The organism is Variovorax durovernensis (genome assembly GCF_977011995.1).
The window spans coordinates 139,860-155,909 of the sequence record NZ_CDRNCW010000003.1; the positions used below are offsets into that span (position 1 = coordinate 139,860).

General features: G+C 63.8%; 17 protein-coding genes. 1 reads left to right on the forward strand and 16 read right to left on the reverse strand.

Annotated elements, in window-relative coordinates; translation table 11 throughout:
• Positions 1–73 precede the first annotated feature (73 nt).
• Both ACWV14_RS37820 and ACWV14_RS37825 read right to left on the reverse strand, forming a co-directional pair.
• Entirely contained in the window at positions 74–1,477 is a 1,404-nt protein-coding gene (locus ACWV14_RS37820) for a heavy metal sensor histidine kinase (RefSeq protein ID WP_454908365.1), read from the reverse strand.
• Positions 1,474–2,148, reverse strand: coding sequence for a heavy metal response regulator transcription factor (locus ACWV14_RS37825; RefSeq protein ID WP_454902683.1), 675 nt, complete (start codon positions 2,146–2,148; stop codon positions 1,474–1,476). Before ACWV14_RS37825 ends, ACWV14_RS37820 begins: the two co-directional genes overlap by 4 nt.
• A gap of 195 nt (positions 2,149–2,343) precedes the next feature.
• On the opposite strand from ACWV14_RS37825, the gene ACWV14_RS37830 reads away from it, so the two are divergent.
• Complete coding sequence (locus ACWV14_RS37830) at positions 2,344–2,616, forward strand: hypothetical protein (protein ID WP_454902684.1); 273 nt, start codon at positions 2,344–2,346, stop codon at positions 2,614–2,616.
• 182 nt (positions 2,617–2,798) lie between these two features.
• On the opposite strand, the gene ACWV14_RS37835 is transcribed toward ACWV14_RS37830, so the two are convergent.
• The 14 genes from ACWV14_RS37835 to merT form a co-directional block, all read right to left on the reverse strand.
• On the reverse strand, positions 2,799–3,167 hold the full coding sequence (locus ACWV14_RS37835) for a copper-binding protein (RefSeq protein WP_454902685.1): 369 nt from the start codon (positions 3,165–3,167) through the stop codon (positions 2,799–2,801).
• Positions 3,168–3,237: 70 nt separating this feature from the next.
• On the reverse strand, positions 3,238–3,699 hold the full coding sequence (locus ACWV14_RS37840; protein ID WP_455240232.1) for a copper-binding protein: 462 nt from the start codon (positions 3,697–3,699) through the stop codon (positions 3,238–3,240).
• 26 nt (positions 3,700–3,725) lie between these two features.
• Positions 3,726–4,184 carry a DUF411 domain-containing protein gene (locus tag ACWV14_RS37845; RefSeq protein WP_454902687.1) on the reverse strand — a complete coding sequence of 153 codons (459 nt, stop codon included), beginning with the start codon at positions 4,182–4,184 and terminating at the stop codon, positions 3,726–3,728.
• The gene (locus ACWV14_RS37850) at positions 4,181–4,444 is read right to left on the reverse strand and encodes a hypothetical protein (protein ID WP_454902688.1); all 264 of its coding nucleotides are present in this window, start codon (positions 4,442–4,444) and stop codon (positions 4,181–4,183) included. Before ACWV14_RS37850 ends, ACWV14_RS37845 begins: the two co-directional genes overlap by 4 nt.
• A 471-nt stretch (positions 4,445–4,915) precedes the next feature.
• The gene (locus ACWV14_RS37855; protein ID WP_454902689.1) at positions 4,916–8,086 is read right to left on the reverse strand and encodes an efflux RND transporter permease subunit; all 3,171 of its coding nucleotides are present in this window, start codon (positions 8,084–8,086) and stop codon (positions 4,916–4,918) included.
• Complete coding sequence (locus tag ACWV14_RS37860) at positions 8,083–9,681, reverse strand: efflux RND transporter periplasmic adaptor subunit (RefSeq protein ID WP_454906003.1); 1,599 nt, start codon at positions 9,679–9,681, stop codon at positions 8,083–8,085. Before ACWV14_RS37860 ends, ACWV14_RS37855 begins: the two co-directional genes overlap by 4 nt.
• A gap of 17 nt (positions 9,682–9,698) precedes the next feature.
• Positions 9,699–11,012, reverse strand: coding sequence for a TolC family protein (locus ACWV14_RS37865; protein ID WP_454902690.1), 1,314 nt, complete (start codon positions 11,010–11,012; stop codon positions 9,699–9,701).
• Positions 11,013–11,154: 142 nt separating this feature from the next.
• Positions 11,155–11,616: a hypothetical protein gene (locus ACWV14_RS37870; protein WP_454902691.1), complete on the reverse strand. Its 462-nt coding sequence runs from the start codon at positions 11,614–11,616 to the stop codon at positions 11,155–11,157.
• Positions 11,617–11,849: 233 nt separating this feature from the next.
• A complete protein-coding gene (locus ACWV14_RS37875; protein ID WP_454902692.1) occupies positions 11,850–12,299 on the reverse strand; it encodes a copper-binding protein in 450 nt (149 codons plus the stop codon).
• Between the two features lie 173 nt (positions 12,300–12,472).
• Positions 12,473–12,931, reverse strand: coding sequence for a hypothetical protein (locus ACWV14_RS37880; protein ID WP_454902693.1), 459 nt, complete (start codon positions 12,929–12,931; stop codon positions 12,473–12,475).
• Between the two features lie 250 nt (positions 12,932–13,181).
• On the reverse strand, positions 13,182–14,864 hold the full coding sequence (merA, locus tag ACWV14_RS37885) for a mercury(II) reductase (RefSeq protein ID WP_454902694.1): 1,683 nt from the start codon (positions 14,862–14,864) through the stop codon (positions 13,182–13,184).
• 36 nt (positions 14,865–14,900) lie between these two features.
• Positions 14,901–15,320, reverse strand: a complete 420-nt coding sequence (gene merC / locus ACWV14_RS37890) for an organomercurial transporter MerC (protein ID WP_454902695.1) — start codon at positions 15,318–15,320, stop codon at positions 14,901–14,903.
• Between the two features lie 9 nt (positions 15,321–15,329).
• The gene (gene merP / locus ACWV14_RS37895; RefSeq protein WP_454902696.1) at positions 15,330–15,608 is read right to left on the reverse strand and encodes a mercury resistance system periplasmic binding protein MerP; all 279 of its coding nucleotides are present in this window, start codon (positions 15,606–15,608) and stop codon (positions 15,330–15,332) included.
• A gap of 12 nt (positions 15,609–15,620) precedes the next feature.
• Positions 15,621–15,980, reverse strand: coding sequence for a mercuric ion transporter MerT (gene merT / locus ACWV14_RS37900; protein ID WP_454902697.1), 360 nt, complete (start codon positions 15,978–15,980; stop codon positions 15,621–15,623).
• Between the last annotated feature and the right edge of the window lie 70 nt (positions 15,981–16,050).

A 16,050-nucleotide genomic window follows, 5' to 3' on the forward strand; every position in this document is an offset into this window, starting at 1 on the left:
GTGCCGGTGTCCTGTTTAGCGCGCTGATGGGGTGCCGGCTGAACAATGCGACGTCCAGAGGCCGGAGAATCGGTCAGCGGCCCTTGTCCGCACGCGGAAAGTAAAGCGCGAAGCGCGTCTCGCCGCTTGCGCTGCTGGTGGCCGCGACCCGCCCGCCATGAAGTCCCATGATCGCTTTGACGATCGCCAATCCGAGGCCGGTGCCGCCCAAATCGCGCGCGCGCGAACTGTCGACGCGGTAAAAGCGGTCAAAGAGCCGTTCCAAGTGCTGGGGCGCGATCGGTTCACCCTGATTGACCACCTCCAACTTGGCACTCAGTTCATCGGCATACGACACGGCCACCGTCACCGGCATTCCCTGTGCTCCATGACGCACGGCATTGGACAGCAGGTTGGTGATCGCCCTTTGCACCAGGCCGCCGTCTGCTGCCACGCGCGCGCTGCCTTCCACCGAGATCTTGATGCCGCGCTCGTCGGCCAGCAACTGCAAGAATTCAGCGACGGTGCGCGCCTGGTCCGCCAGATCGAGTTCGCGCCGCTCTACGGCCATTTGCGCATGATCGGCTTGCGCCAAGAACAGAATGTCGGACACCAGACGGCTCAGTCGCTCCAGTTCGTCGACGTTGTTTTCGAGCAGGTCCGTCAGTTGCTCGACTGTGCGCGGCTGCGACAGCACGACCTGCGTGCGGCCCAGCAGCGTCGCCAGAGGCGTACGCAGTTCATGAGCCAAATCCTCCGAAAACTCCGACAACCGGCGCACCCCGTCGTCCAGGCGCTCCAGCATGGCATTGAAAGCGTGGCAAAGGCCTTGCAGTTCGGTGGGCAGGCCCTTCGAGTCGATCCGGGCCGAGAGGTTGCGAGCCGTGATGCCGGTGGCGGCTTTCTGGAAACGCCGCAACGGCCGCAGACCAAACATGACAATAGCCAGTGCGCTGACGATCACGAGCGCCAAGCCGAATGGTGCCCCGGTCAGTGCGGTGACCAGCAGACTGCGCAGCAGCCGCTGGTCTTCGCTGCGGTCGACGGTGGCGACAATCTCGTAGGCCTCGCCGTTTTTGAGTTGCACGGCCCCGGCCTGTGAAAGCATCGGCGCGTTGCTGGTCTGCGCACGCCACTGCAGGAATGCGTCTGTTCCCCAGGTGTCGTCCTTCAATCGGCTTAAGGATTCAATGGCTTCGCGGCTGAACGCGACGGTGGGATTCGTGGACCCCCGTCGCGCGATCGCCAGATGCAACTCGGCGTGTCCGGTGATGAGGTCCACGAGCTCGAAGGCACTGGCGCGAATAGCCACTTCGTCCGGCAATTCACCGATCAGTTGTCGAGCGTAGTCGACCTTGTCACGCAGGACGGACCGCCGTTGTGCCCCCAGTTCCTGCTGCATCGTGTGATAGGAAAACCACAGGACGCCGGCACCCTGCAAAAGGCCCAACAGGCCGACCAACAGCGCCAGCCGCACCGACAGGCTTTTCGGCCTCATGGCCGGTGCTCGAACACGTAGCCCACCCCCCGCACGGTGTGGATCAGCTTCGTCTCGAAGGGGTCGTCGATCTTGACGCGCAAGCGGCGCACGGCCACGTCCACGACGTTGGTATCGGAATCAAAATTGATGTCCCAGACCAGCGAAGCAATCTGCGTCCTGGACAGCACTTCGCCGCTCCTGCGCATGAACAAGACCAGCAACGCGAACTCCTTGGCTGACAAATCGATGCGCTGGCCGGTTCGGATGGCGCGATGCTTGACGGAATCCACCTCGAGGTCCGCGACGCGCAGCACGTCGTCGGACGCTGCTTTGGCACCGCGCTTGAGGAGCGCGCGGATTCGAGCAAGCAGCTCGGGAAACTGGAAAGGCTTGACCAGGTAGTCGTCGGCGCCGAGGTCGAAACCCTTGACCTTGTCGTCGACCTTGGAGCGCGCCGTGAGCATCAGCACCGGCGTCTGCTTCGAAGTTCGAAGGGCGGACAACACCGCAAAGCCGTCGATGCCGGGCAGCATCACGTCCAAGACCACCAGGTCATGATCTCCGTTCATGGCTGCGTGCAGGCCGTCGCTGCCATTGGTCGCGACTTCCGCCGTGAAGCCGCTCTCGGTCAGACCTTGCTTCAAGTAGGCAGCGGCGCTCGCTTCGTCTTCGATCAACAGGATTTTCATTTCTTTGAACGGTTTGCGGGCATCCCAGTGGATCCTGTCCGCATTGCAAAAACGTAATCAAAGCATCAGCCTCTGGTGCCTCGTCCGCTTTCAAACTCTCCCTCATCACGACGCCCCTGCGACCTCGTTCGGAACGCGTGAGGCCGTCAGCCGTCGCTGACGTTTTCAAATGACCAATGATGAGGGTTTACGACCATGTCCAACAAACTTTTTGCGTCCATTCTGGCCGCGACACTGTCGCTCGCTTCCGCAGCCTCCTTCGCAGCACCCGCCGAGAACCAAGCGCGTGATCAGGCCACGCCGGCCAAGGTCCAGACCGAGGACGGCAAAACACGCTACTGGAGCCACCCGCGGCTCGGCTTGGTCAAGGTCGATGCGGCCGGCCGGATGCTGACGGCACGCTCTGCCGCAGATGACGCTGCGCGACCAAGGGCGCCCTCCGGGCATCCGTCGACCCGCACCCCTTGAGCCGCTCGTTCGACGCCCCGGCTCGCTCCCCGGGGCCGCTTGGCATGCGTCACAGCCGCCGCGATCGCATCCGCAACTGCCGCAGCCAGCTTGGCAACCAGACATGGCGCCTGTCCGTTCGATGTGCGGCGCGCCCCAGTCCGGGAGGACGACCGGAACGCGTCGCGGCTCGATCGTCGTGCTTACTTCACCGAAGTGACGACGTATTTGCCGCCCTCCTGCACGAACTCGAGCTGGACCTTCTTGCCGACGACCAGCTTGTCCATCAGCATCTTGTCCTTGACCACGAAGCCCATGGTCATCGCCGGCCAGTTCAACGACGTGATCGGTTCGTGAGCGACCGTGACGACCTGGCCCTTGGGGTCGACGTTCTTCACTTCGCCCATGGCCATGTGGGTGGATTGGGCCGAGGCCCCCGATTTCTTGGGCATGTTCATGTCTTTCATGTTGGACATGTCCATGCCTTTCATGTCGTCCATCTTCTGCTGTGCCAAAGCGGCTGCGGGCAGCAGGGCTGCGGCGACGAGAGAGGCGAATACTACTTTTTTCATAAGAACTCCTGGCTAACGATTGATTGGGAGCCACCGTTCGGCGGCGTGCTGAGCAAAGCGGGCGTGGTGCTCACTGGGGCTTCATCATCATGTCGTGGCACTTGGCCATCGCCTCCTTGTCCATTCTGCTCATGTTCATGCGGGAAGTGTCCTGGCCTTGCATGCCGTGGTGAGGCCTCGATGCGCCCGCAGAGGGGGCGGCGGCGGCCGAGACGCGGATGGGCTGCACCTCGCTGATGGCCAGTCCGTCGCTCGATTGAGTGAGGGTGAAGGCGATCGGCTGACCGACGCTCAATCCGTCGGTAGACAAGCCCTTGTCCAGACGAAACTGCATCGTCATGCCCGGCATGTTCATGCGGGCAATGGCTTGGTGCTCGATCGTCAGGACGTGCTGCGCGGCGTCGATGTGCCTGATCGTGCCAACGGCGAGCGCGCTCGAAGCTGCGACGCTTCCGCCGGAGGGCATCGGCATGGCGGTCTGTGCCAGCGCGGGCAGTGTGAGCGCAGCGCAAAGCGCGGCGGCAAGCGCCATACGTGGGATGTTCATTGTGTTTCCTTTCATTGGTAGGACTGGTAGATCGTGGTGCTCGCGTCTTGATGAACGAGCAGCACATTGAACGGATCTCGCCGCCCGCGGTACGCCGGGCCATCCATTCCCGGCGAGCCGCGCGGCATGCCGGCAACGGCGAGCCCGATCGCGTCGGGACGCTCCCGCAGCAGCCGCTGAATCTCCCGGAGCGGAACATGCCCTTCCAGCACATAACCAGCGGCGCTGGCGGTGTGGCACGCGCGGTACTTCAGCGGCATGCCCAGGCGCGCTCGCGCCTCGGTGTTGCCGACGTCGTGGACCGTGACGCTGAAGCCGCCGCGCTCCAGGTGCTTGACCCAAGCCTCGCAGCACAGGCAGCCACGGCCTTTCCAGACATCGACAACCGGCGCAGCCGCCCTGGCCCACATCGGTTGGACGGCCAGGGCGATCGCGGTCGTCGCGCTGAAGCGGCGGCGAAGCGGGTTCATTGGGCCACCCCCTTGGCGGCCGCTGCCTTGCAGGCCTTCATTTCGGCCTCAAAGCGCTGCTTGCGAAGCTTGTTCTCGTACGGCGTCGTCTGCGGGCGTGGCCCATGATCGAGCGGTAACACCAAGCGCTCCGCGGCGCACTGCTGCGCGGGACTGAGCTCCGCGGCCTTGGTGTCCTCTTGCCAGCCAGGACCGGCACATGCGGTCAAGACAGCGCCCAGCGCCACGATGCCGGCCGGAAACACGAGCAGCTTCTTCATGATGGGGGCCCCTGCATTCCCGCGGCGACGCAAAGATGAAATCGTCTCCATGATTGACTCCTTTGATTGATCAACTGATATGGAACTGTTATTCGGGACAACGTCGTTGATCAATCAAGCCACCGGCAAAACGCGATGCGCACGGGCATTCGCGGCGGCCAGCCTCCGGCATCCTTGGGCAAAGTGGTGTCGGCAACCGAGGTTGCGTGGTGCTGCTGCGGCACGGCTCCCCGTGGCTCGCTCTCTGCGCCGACGCCGGCCCCCGGCTCGGGAGCCGCATAGCACTGCGCACAAGGCATGTCGTCCAATGCCTTCGGCATCGGGCGCAGTGCCTCCTCCAATACCGGTGCCGACGCCACCATTGGCCGCTCGCCGACAACGCGTCCCGTGGATGCCCGGCTCGCGCCACAGAACAGCACGAGAAGCAGACAGGCGACGGCGCCGACGCAAGCGAGCCGATGACGACGGGACTCACTCGGCGACATGGCCTCGTCTCCAGAATCCGGGCCTTGCGGCACGCCGCTCGCGCTTCTTGCGGATCAAGAAGTAGACAGCCGGGATCACGAACATGGAAAGCAAGGGCGCTGTGACCATGCCTCCCACCATCGGCGCAGCGATGCGCTGCATCACCTCCGAGCCCGTGCCGGAGCCCCACATGATCGGCACCAGGCCCGCCAGAATCACTGCAACGGTCATTGCCTTCGGGCGCACGCGCAGGACTGCGCCTTCGCGGATCGCATCCAGCAGGTCATCGTTGCTCGTCGCGCCGCTCGCGATACGCTCATCCCAAGCGTGCTTGAGGTACAGCAGCATGATCACGCCAAACTCGGCGGCAACGCCTGACAAGGCAATGAACCCGACCGCCCCGGCAACCGAGAGGTTGTAGTTGAGCAGGTACAGCAGCCAGATCCCGCCGACCAACGCAAAAGGCAGGGTGGCCATGATCAGAAGTGCCTCGTCGAAGCGCTTGAAAGTCAGGTACAGAAGCACCAGGATGATCAGCAGCGTGAACGGCACAACGATCTTCAGCTTGGCGGTGGCGCGCTCGAGGAATTCGAACTGCCCGGACCATGAAACGGAGTAGCCCGGTGGCACCTTGACCTGCTCGCTGACAGCGCGCTGCATGTCGTGCACTGCGGAACGCAGGTCGCGGCCGCGGATGTCCACATAGATCCAGCCGGACAGGCGCGAGTTTTCGCTCTTGAGCATCGGGGGTCCATCGACCACCTCGACCTTTGCGATGTCGGACAACACGATGCGGGCGCCGCGGTCGGTCACGATCGGCAACTGCCGCACCCGCTCGACCGAGTCCCGGAACTCACGTGGGTAGCGCACGTTGATCGGGAAGCGAGACAGGCCCTCGACCGTCTCGCCGACGTTCTCTCCCCCGATCACGGAAGCGATGATGGACTGCACATCGGCGACGTTCATGCCAAAGCGCGCTGCGGCGTCACGGTCGATCTTGACGTCGACATACCGCCCACCCGACAAACGCTCTGCCAACGCCGAGGAGACCCCGGGTACGGTTTTGACGACGCGTTCGATCTGTGCGGTCACCCGATCGATCTCCGCCAGGTCGGTGCCGGCCACCTTGACGCCAACAGGACTCTTGATGCCCGTGGCCAGCATGTCGATGCGGTTGCGGATCGGTGGCACCCAGATGTTGGACAAGCCCGGCACCTTGACGATGCGGTCGAGTTCTTCGACCAGCTTGTCCTGGGTCATGCCGGCGCGCCATTGATCCTTCGGCTTGAACTGGATGGTGGTCTCGAACATCTCCAGCGGCGCGGGATCGGTGGCCGACTCGGCGCGGCCGGCCTTTCCGAACACGGTCGCCACTTCCGGAACCGTCTTGATCAGGCGGTCGGTCTGCTGCAGCAACTGGGACGCTTTGCCCGCCGAGAGTCCCGGCAAGGCCGAGGGCATGTACAACAGATCGCCTTCGTCCAGCGGCGGCATGAACTCGCCACCGATATGCTGCAACGGCCACAGGCTGGCCACCAGGAGCACAGCGGCCGCGCCGATCGTCAGCTTGGGTGCGCGCAGCACCGCGTTCAAGAGCGGCCGGTAGATGGCGATCAAGAATCGATTCAGCGGGTTCTTGTTTTCATCGGGAATCTTGCCCCGGATCAGGTAGCCCATGAGGACCGGAATCAGTGTGGCAGACAGCCCTGCGGCCGCCGCCATCGCATAGGTCTTGGTGAACGCCAGCGGCGAGAACAAGCGACCTTCCTGCGCCTCCAGCGTGAACACCGGGATGAATGACAGCGTGATGATCAGCAGCGAGAAGAACAGCGCCGGACCCACTTCGGCGGCCGATTCGCCGATCACCTGCCAGTGCGTTTCGCCCTTGAGTTCTTCATCGGGATGGGTGTGACGCCATTTTTCGATGTGCTTGTGCGCGTTCTCGATCATCACCACCGCGGCGTCGACCATGGCGCCGATCGCGATCGCAATGCCACCCAAGGACATGATGTTGGCGTTGACGCCCTGGTACCGCATCACAATGAAGGCAGCCAGGATGCCAAGAGGCAGCGAAACGATGGCGACGAAGGCCGAGCGCAGGTGAAACAGAAAGATGAAGCACACCACCGCGACGACAATGAACTCCTCGATCAGCTTGTGCGTGAGGTTCTCCACTGCGCGCTCGATCAGGTTCGAGCGATCGTAGGTCGGCACGATCTCCACGCCCTTGGGCAGACTCGCCTGCAGGCTCTTGAGCTTTTCCTTCACGGCGTCGATCGTCTCCAGGGCATTCTTGCCGGAGCGCATCACGATGACGCCGCCCGCAACTTCGCCTTCGCCGTCGAGTTCACCGATGCCGCGCCGCATCTCGGGACCCGTTTGGATCCGGGCCACGTCGCCCAGCCGCACGGAGACGCCCGCCTCGGTGGTCATCAGAGGGATCTTGCGGAAGTCGTCGAGGGTTTTCAGGTAGCCGGAGGCACGGACCATGTACTCGGCCTCGCCCAGTTCGAGTACCGAGCCGCCGCTTTCCTGGTTGGCCTTTTGGATGGCTTCGACCACCTTGCTGTGCGTCAAGTTGTAGCCGCGCAACCGGTCCGGATCAAGAACGACCTGGTACTGCTTGACCATGCCACCGATCGAGGCGACCTCGGCCACGTTGGCGACGGTCTTGAGCTCGTATTTCAGGAACCAGTCCTGCAGCGCGCGCAATTGCGAGAGGTCATGGTTGCCGCTGCGATCCAACAGCGAATACGAGTAGACCCAGCCCACTCCGGTGGCATCGGGCCCGAGGGAGGCCTTTGCGCTCGCCGGCAAGCGCGATTGCACCTGGTTCAGGTACTCCAACACGCGGGAGCGGGCCCAGTAGAGGTCGGTGCCGTCCTCGAACAGCACATAGACAAACGAGTCACCGAAGAATGAGAACCCTCGGACCGTCTTTGCGCCCGGAACCGACAGCATCGTCGTCGTGAGGGGATAGGTGATCTGGTTCTCGACGATCTGTGGCGCCTGCCCCGGATAAGTGGTGCGGATGATGACCTGCACGTCGGAGAGGTCCGGCAGCGCATCGAGCGGTGTGCGCATCAAGGAGTAGACGCCCCAGGCGCTGACCATCACGGTAGCCAGCAGCACCAGGAAGCGGTTGACGATCGACCAGCGAATCAGCTTGGCGATCATTGCTTCTTCTCCGAAGATCCCATCGGCATCGCATCCTTGGCAGCGGGCGCGGGCATTGCTGCGCCGGCGGGGTCGATCCGCGTCAGCACTGGCAGGCCTTCCTTGTTCATATGGAACGCGAAGTTCACGGTCTGACCCGGCTTCAGGCCTTGCGGCAGACCGGCGGCCGGCATGCCGAAGTCCATCGTCATGGCCCCCCACTGCATCGAAGGGATCGGCTCGTGCGACAGGGAAACCGTGTCCTTGCCGATGGCCTCGACCTTGGCTTTGCCGGTGTGCTCTGCCGCCGCGGCCATACCACCGCCGGCGGTGGCACCTGCAGCCTTGCCGCCATCCTCCATGCGCGTGGTCGTGCCTCTGAGGCTGGCCTCGGAGTCGATCAGGAACTGGCCGGAGGTCACGACCTTTTGACCGGCTTGAAGGCCGCGCTTGATCTCGGTCTGGCCGTTGGATTCGTTGCCGATCTCGACGTCCACCGGCCTGAACTTGCCGTCGCCTTCGGCCACCATGACCACCATGCGCCGGCCGGTCTGGATGATCGCCTCGGTCGGAACCATCAGCCCTTGCTCGATGTCCGCGTTCAGCGCGACGCTCACGAACATGCCCGGTGAGAGCTGACCTTGCGGGTTGGCCAGTTCGATGCGGGCCTTGATCGTGCGCGTGGCTTGATTGACTTCCGGCAAGATGGCCTGGACCTTGCCCTTGAACACTTTTCCCGGAACTGCAGGGGAACGCGCCTGCACGATCGATCCGGCGCGAAGCAGGGCCGACTGGCCTTCCGGTACATCGGCATTGGCCCATACGGTCGACAGGCCGTTGATCCGGAAGAGCGTTGCGCCTGGCATGACCGTCATACCTTCGCGCGCGGTCAGCTCGACAAGCACCCCACTGGTCGGGGCTACGAGCGTGATGCGTGGTTGAACCCGGCCAGCGCGTTCGACCAGGCGGATTTGGTCGTCAGTCATGCCAACCTGGCGCATGCGCTGGCGCGCCCCGTCGACGAGCACCGCCAGATCGGTCCCCTGCATGCGGCGCACCGAGAGGAATTCTTCCTGTGCAGCAATCCAGTCCGGCACGTACAGCTCGGCGAGCGGCTGACCCTTGACCACAGGGTCCAGCGTGGCGCGAACAAACAACTTCTCGACAAAGCCCGTGGACCGTGCTTGCACGAAGGCTTGGTCTCGCTCGTTGAACGCGATGCTGCCGGCGGCTTCCACGCGCGGCGTCATTTCGCCGCGCGCTACCTCGGCGGTTCGGATGCCCAGGTTTTGTTGCACGCGTGGACTGACGGCGACGGTCCCCTCGTCGCCGGACTCGCCGGCGTAGACGGGCACCAGCTGCATGTCCATGAAGGGCGATTTGCCCGGCTTGTCGAATTTCTGGCCCGGCACCATGGGGTCGTGCCAGTACAGCACCTTCCGCCCGGTGGCCGGGTCCACCTTGTCGCCTGGGGCGCCTGGGGCGCCTGAGGCGGCAGCCACCGTCGCTGCCGAGCCGTCGCTGCCGTGGCGTTTGCCGAGCGCGTAAATCCCATAGCCGCCGAGGATGAGCACACTGGCGGCGACCAGTCCGAGCACGAGGGGTTTGAGTTTCATAAGGGTTTCTCCGGTGTTCAGGACTTCGAGGACGCGTGGCCTTCGGGGATCAGGTAGTTCAGCTGCGCCCACAGGCGCCCAGCATCCATCTCGAGCCGGATGCGCTCCATACGGATGTCGATCTCATTGCGGCGCGCCTCCAGGACCCCATAGAGAGGGGCCGCGCCGCCTCGGTAGGCGGCGATCGCCGCCCGCGTGCGCTCTGCAGCAAGGGGAATGAGCGAGTTGTCGTACCGAGCCAGCCGGTCGCGATCGCTTTGCCACTCCTGCAGCATCGCCATCGCCTCGGACACATGGCTGCGCGTCGCCTCTTCGCGTTCAGCCCGCATGCGCTCGACCATGGCCAGCTTGGATGCCAGTTCACGGTCTTGCCGGTTCTTCTGGTCCCACTGCAAAGGCACCGACAGGTTCACGGACAGCATGTTGGAATAAGCGGCACCGCGCTGGCTGTACATGACCTCCACCGACCAGTCTGATTTCTTGTTGGCGCGCGCAATCTCCGCCTCGGCCTTTGCCGTCTCCTCCTGCATGAGCATCAACTGGATCTGCGGGTGGTGCGCCAGGCGCGTCTCCAGATCCTGCTGGACAAGGGGAACCTGATCGATCTTCGGCAGTGAACCTAGCGACGAGGCGGCCGGCGCACCGACCCAGCGCGCGAGCGCGGTAGTGGCTGTGGCGATCTGGCGCTCGACCTGAACGATGCGGTCTTCGATCTGCGCCACCGCCGAGCGGGCCGCGAATACGTCGGCCTGATTGCCTTTGCCCCCGCGGTAAGCGGCGTCTGCCGCCTCGATCTGCAGCCTCGCTTCGTCGCGCTGCTGCAGCAGCACCTCGCGCATACGTTCCTGGAAATAGCGATCCAGCCAGGCGGCAGCGGTGCCGCCTCGCAGTTTTGTCAGCGCCAGCGACCGGCCGGCCTCGGCCACTTCAGCTTCCTTCTCGTAGCGTGCCGAACGTGCGCTCAATTTGTCGCTTCGCGTGAGTTCCTGCATCACGCTCACGGACCGCATCGTCATGAAATCGCGCGTCAGGCTGAAGCGGTCTTCACCGTTCACCGGCAGGTTGTTGATGCCCGCACGCAGCGTGGGATCGGGTCGCTGGCCCGCGGCGACCGCCATTTCGCGAGAGGCCGTCGCGAGGGCATCTTGAGCGACCAGCTGTTGCGAGCGGTCTTGCGCCAGGCGCAGGGCGTCCTGGAGCGCCAAAACACCGATGCCTGACGTCTGGGCGAACGCACCGGCGCTGAGGACGCTGCTCAACAGCGCGCAAACCGAGGAACGGCGAATGAGGGCCAGAGTCCGCGGGGCGAAGGCAACTGGATACGAGAACATGAAACATCTCCAAACGATAACGGTGCGTCCGATCTTGGACCATCGTCATCGGCATGCCAATCCGGCGCGCGTTACGGGGGGGCCAAGACGGCGCGTCAAGCTCAGGCCGACGGCCAAAGCACAGCACGCTATTCGGGAGACGTCAGGTTCGGAGGCAGCAGTGCTCTATCGCATGCGGCGGGGCCGCAGCCTGCAAGAGCAAGCCGGGCGCGTAGTAGGCGGCCTCGGCAGTGGGTGTCGCAGTGGACAGCGTCACGCGATACAGCGCGGTCAGAAGAGCCGGCGCAACGACTGGACTCGGGGTATGGTCGGCGCTCTGCTGACCCTGTTTGCAATGTTCAGCGCAGAGGTTCGGAGCCTGGGGATCGACCTGGCCGCAGTCCGCCGGCATCTTTTGCGCTGCGTCGCTCACCATGATCTGGCCGGCTTGTTCCGAACGATCGGAGTCGGCGGGAGCTGCTGCCTGCACTTGCGAGTGCATGCTGGTGCCTGTGGGCATGGTGTTGAACAGCTTCGGGCAAGCGTACGCGGCGACCGCCAGTTGAGCGAACAGCACAACGCCAATCATCGCGCGGATGACCGGACGTCGGAGCGAGCGCAACATTCCTATCACCGTATATCGGCGCAGTGGCCGCGCAGGTAAAAATGTCGACCCCCTGAGTCGCCTGCGCACGACGCAAGGTCAGCTGCGGGCGCTGCACCGTCCGCGCCAACGCCAGAGGCGTCAGCGACTTTACGGATGGCGGAGGCACAAGGTGGCACGATGGAACTCTTGGTTGAAACGTTGCTGTTCGATTGCCGCGTCATTATGCGTTATGCGTTATGCGGCCAGATTTGCTATTGCCGCACCATCTCCACGATGAACAGCGTGCCATGGTTTTTTTCCGCCTTGAACTGAACCTTGTCCCCCGTGTTCAGATTCTTGAGAAGCGAGCGCTCTGACACGCGGAAAAGCATCGTCATGCTTGGCATGCCGAGATTCTCAATGGGGCCATGTGCGATCAATACCTTGCCTTGATCCCAATCGATGCTCTTGACCTGACCCGACGAATAAGTTCCGCTACCTGGCGTTTTGACCTGCGGACTTGCAGTCGGCGGTGTTGCCATCCTGGCATCGACCGGAGCAGCGTCAATTTCTTGCACGCCGACTGCAAGGGCGATCATCAGTATTGAAGAGCAGACAGCATGTTTCATATGTTCTTTGCGGCGACGGCGAGGCTTGTTATCTGTCGACAGTGCACTGTGACGAGGGGGAACTCTAATTTCAAGAAAAGCCGATGCAGCCATGAACGATCTCTCAGAGGCTGACGTGCCGATCGCAGATTTTTCATTTTTCGTCAGCTCTTGCGTGCCGCCGTCAGAGCGCGTTCACAGGCGCGCGTGTCATGCAGTTTTAGTTGGCGGCGGCAACACGGTCTCCCTTCGCCGGTGGCGACCTCAGATCAAGTTCTCAGCCGGGCCTACCGGCCAGTCGTTGCGTTACGGCCGGTCCCGGCCGCAGCCGTCACGCCCTTGCGTGCGATGTCTTCCATCAGCCCGGCAAACTCGGGACTGGTGCGCCGGCGTGCGTATTCTGCCGCGGCTCGTTGGTAGACGGGCCGAGACAGATCGGCACCGGCCTCACCAAGTTGTGCGGCAGCCAAGCCAGATCGCATCCAGATCGTTGTGTCCGCCTGCACCGCCGCGCGGCTGTTGCTTGAGACACTGATGACTGCCCGCGGATTGCCTTGGGGATACCCTTGATCCGGTGCGCTCTGGAGCCAGCGCTGCGTATCGGCGACGACGGCTGCACGGCTCGTGGAGGCGGTCAGTGGCGCGGGCCGGGGGTCACCCTCCGCATAGTTTCCGGCGAAAGCGGGGCCTGCGATCGCAGTCAAAAAGATGGCCATTGCGAGAGGGGTCTTGAGAGAGCGCTTCATTTCGTGTCCTTTGGGTAAGATTTCGGTCGAGTTCCCCGTCCGAAATGAGTCCAACGTCGTCGCGGTTCATCTCTTCCGGTATGGTGAACTGTATGAATGTGGGACGAACGAAGCTCTGACCGAACGATGACAGTTCTGCAATCAAAGCAGGACCTATGGCGACGGATGGCGCGCTTGCGCGAGATGTCTGGAGCGCCGCGTGGACGCTCTTGTCAGTCATTGCCACCCCGCAGTCCAGCATGGAAGTTCCTCAGCCAGCGCAGCAAGAAAGCTGCGTCACATCCTTGGTGAAAGTCTGGGCCGCGAGCTTCAAGCCTTCCACCATCGTCAGATAGGGGAACAGTTGGTCGGCCAGGTCCTGGACTGTCATGTGGCCTCGGATTGCCAGCGCCGCCGCCTGGATGAGTTCGCCTGCTTCGGCCGCCACCGCCTGCACACCCAGGATTCGGCCCGTACCGACCTCGGCAACAAGCTTGATGAAGCCACGCGTATCGAAATTGACCAGGGCGCGCGGCACGTTGTCCAGCGTCAACGTGCGGCTTTCAGCCTCGATCCCCGCCTGTTTGGCTTCGGCCTCGGTGTAGCCGACAGTCGCCACCTGCGGATCGGTGAACACGACAGCCGGCATTGCAGTCAGGTCGAGTTCAGCCTTTCCGCCCGTCATGTTGACGGCCGCACGTGTGCCAGCCGCCGCCGCCACGTAGACGAACTGCGGTTGGTTGGTGCAGTCGCCCGCCGCATAGATGCCGGCGACGTTGGTTCGCATGCTGCGGTCGATGACGATGGCACCGCGCGCGCCGAGCTTCACACCTGCAGCTTCGAGGTCCAGCCCGTCAGTGTTCGGCGAGCGTCCGGTGGCCACCAGCAGCCGCTCCGCGCGCAGCACGCCGTGATTCGTCGTCAGGATGAACTCGCCGCCGGCGTACGCCACCTGGCTCGCCCCGGTCTGCTCCAGCACCACAATGCCTTCATCACGAAACGCCGTGGTGACCGCCGCGCCGATGGCCGGATCTTCTTGGGAGAAAAGCCTGCTGCGCGCCAGGATCGTGACCTGGCTGCCCAATCGGGCGAACGCCTGGGCAAGCTCCACCGCCACCACCGATGCACCGATCACCGCCAGGCGCTGGGGGATCGCCTGGCAGGCCAAGGCTTCGATCGACGTCCAGTACGGCGTCTCCTTCAGGCCCGGGATTGGCGGCACAGCGGCGCTTGCGCCGGTGGCCACCAGGCAGCGCTCGAAGGACACCTCCTGCTCGCCGCCTTTGCGCAGCGTCACCATCAGCGTACGGCTGTCCTTGAAGCGCGCGGCGCCGTGCACGACCGAGATGGCCGGCGTGCCGCTCAGGATGCTCTCGTACTTGCCGTGGCGCAGTTCGTCCACGCGAGCCTGTTGCTGGGCAAGCAGCCGGTCGCGCAACACGGTCGGCGCCGCTGCGGACAGGCCGGCGTCGAACGGACTTTCGCGACGCATGTGCGCGACGTGTGCGGCGCGGATCATGATCTTGGACGGCACGCAGCCGACATTGACGCAGGTGCCACCGATCGTGCCGCGTTCGATCAGCGTGACGCGGGCGCCGTTCTCCACCGCCTTGAGCGCCGCGGCCATAGCGGCGCCGCCGCTGCCAATGACAGCTACGTGGAGCGGCTGGTCGACAGCACCCGGCAGTGCGTCGCCACCGAGCCATTGACGCGCCTTGCCGAGGAGCCCGGTGGGTGCCGCCGCCGAAGCGTCGGCACGCAGGACTCGGTAGCCGGCCGCTGCCACAGCCGTCGTCAGCGCAGCCGGCGACGTGCCTTCGTCGAGCGTGAGCTTGGCCAGGCAGTCCGGATAGGACACCGACACCGAGCGCACGCCTGGCACCTTCTGCAGCGCGTTGCGCACGTGCTCGGCGCACGACGCGCAGGTCATGCCTTCAATTCGCAAACTGGTCATTCAACGGCCTGTTCGTTCGGGTTGATAAAAGGTGATTCACTGTCGCTTCGGCAGCGCGCTCGAGTCCGGAGCGCACTTGCGATGCGCCGGCGCGAGCAGATCCCAGACAGACACGCCGACCATGATGGCCAGGCCCGTGTAGAGCAGCCGCTCGGTCCACCCATAGCCGAAGAACGGATAGAGCGCCGCCAGCACGACCGCCGGGCCCACCATGCCCAGCAGGCTGCGATGCCATTGCCGGTGACTGAACCAGCCCAACCCGTTGGCGAGAAGTGCAACCACCGCGAACAGCGGCAGCAGCCGGGTGATGACGAGTTCCTCGTACTGGCTCAGGAAGCCCAGTCCGAGCGCCACCCCCAGGCTGCCCAGCGCCGGAAAGCACCCCGCGCAGCCCATCGCGGAGACGACGGTGCCCAGCGCCCCCGCCTTGTCCCCAATGCGCGTTATCAGCCCCATGGTGAAGACCTATTGCTTGGCGGTCGACGGGTAACCCGCGTCCGCCGTGGCCTTGATCAACGCTTGGATGCTGGTCTTGGCGTCATCGAAGGACACGACGGCCTGCTTCCTTTCGTAGCTCACATCGGCCTTGGTCACGCCATTGACCTTGCTCAGCACCTGCTTGACCGTGAACGGGCACGCCGCGCAGGTCATGCCCGGTACGGAGAGGGTGACGGTTTGCGGGGCGGCCCACGCGGGAGCAGTGAACGCAGCGAGCAGCGCGAGAACAGAAAGCAGTTTTTTCACGACGAGGTCCTTTCAGTAGAACAAAGGCAGCACATAGGGAAACGCGAGCGCCATGACGACCAACGTCGCCACGATCCAGAACAGGACCTGGTAGCCGAGCCGTACCTGGGGCACGTCACAAACTTCCCCGGGCTGACAGGCCTGCACCGGCCGAAAGATGCGGCGATAAGCGAAGAACAGCGCGACCAGCGCCGCTCCGATGAAGAGCGGCCGGTATGGCTCAAGCGCGGACAGGTTTCCGATCCATGCGCCGTTGACACCAAGCGTCACCAGAACCAGGGGACCGAGGCAGCAGGTCGAGGCGAGCAGTGCAGCAAGTCCTTCCGCAATCAGGACGCTGCGACCGCTTTTTTCTTCTGGCTCCTCTGGCATCGCCGCCATCCTTTCCGGTTGTTCTTGAACCGGAGTAACCTTACTTCCGTAGTTAAGTACGGAGTCAAGC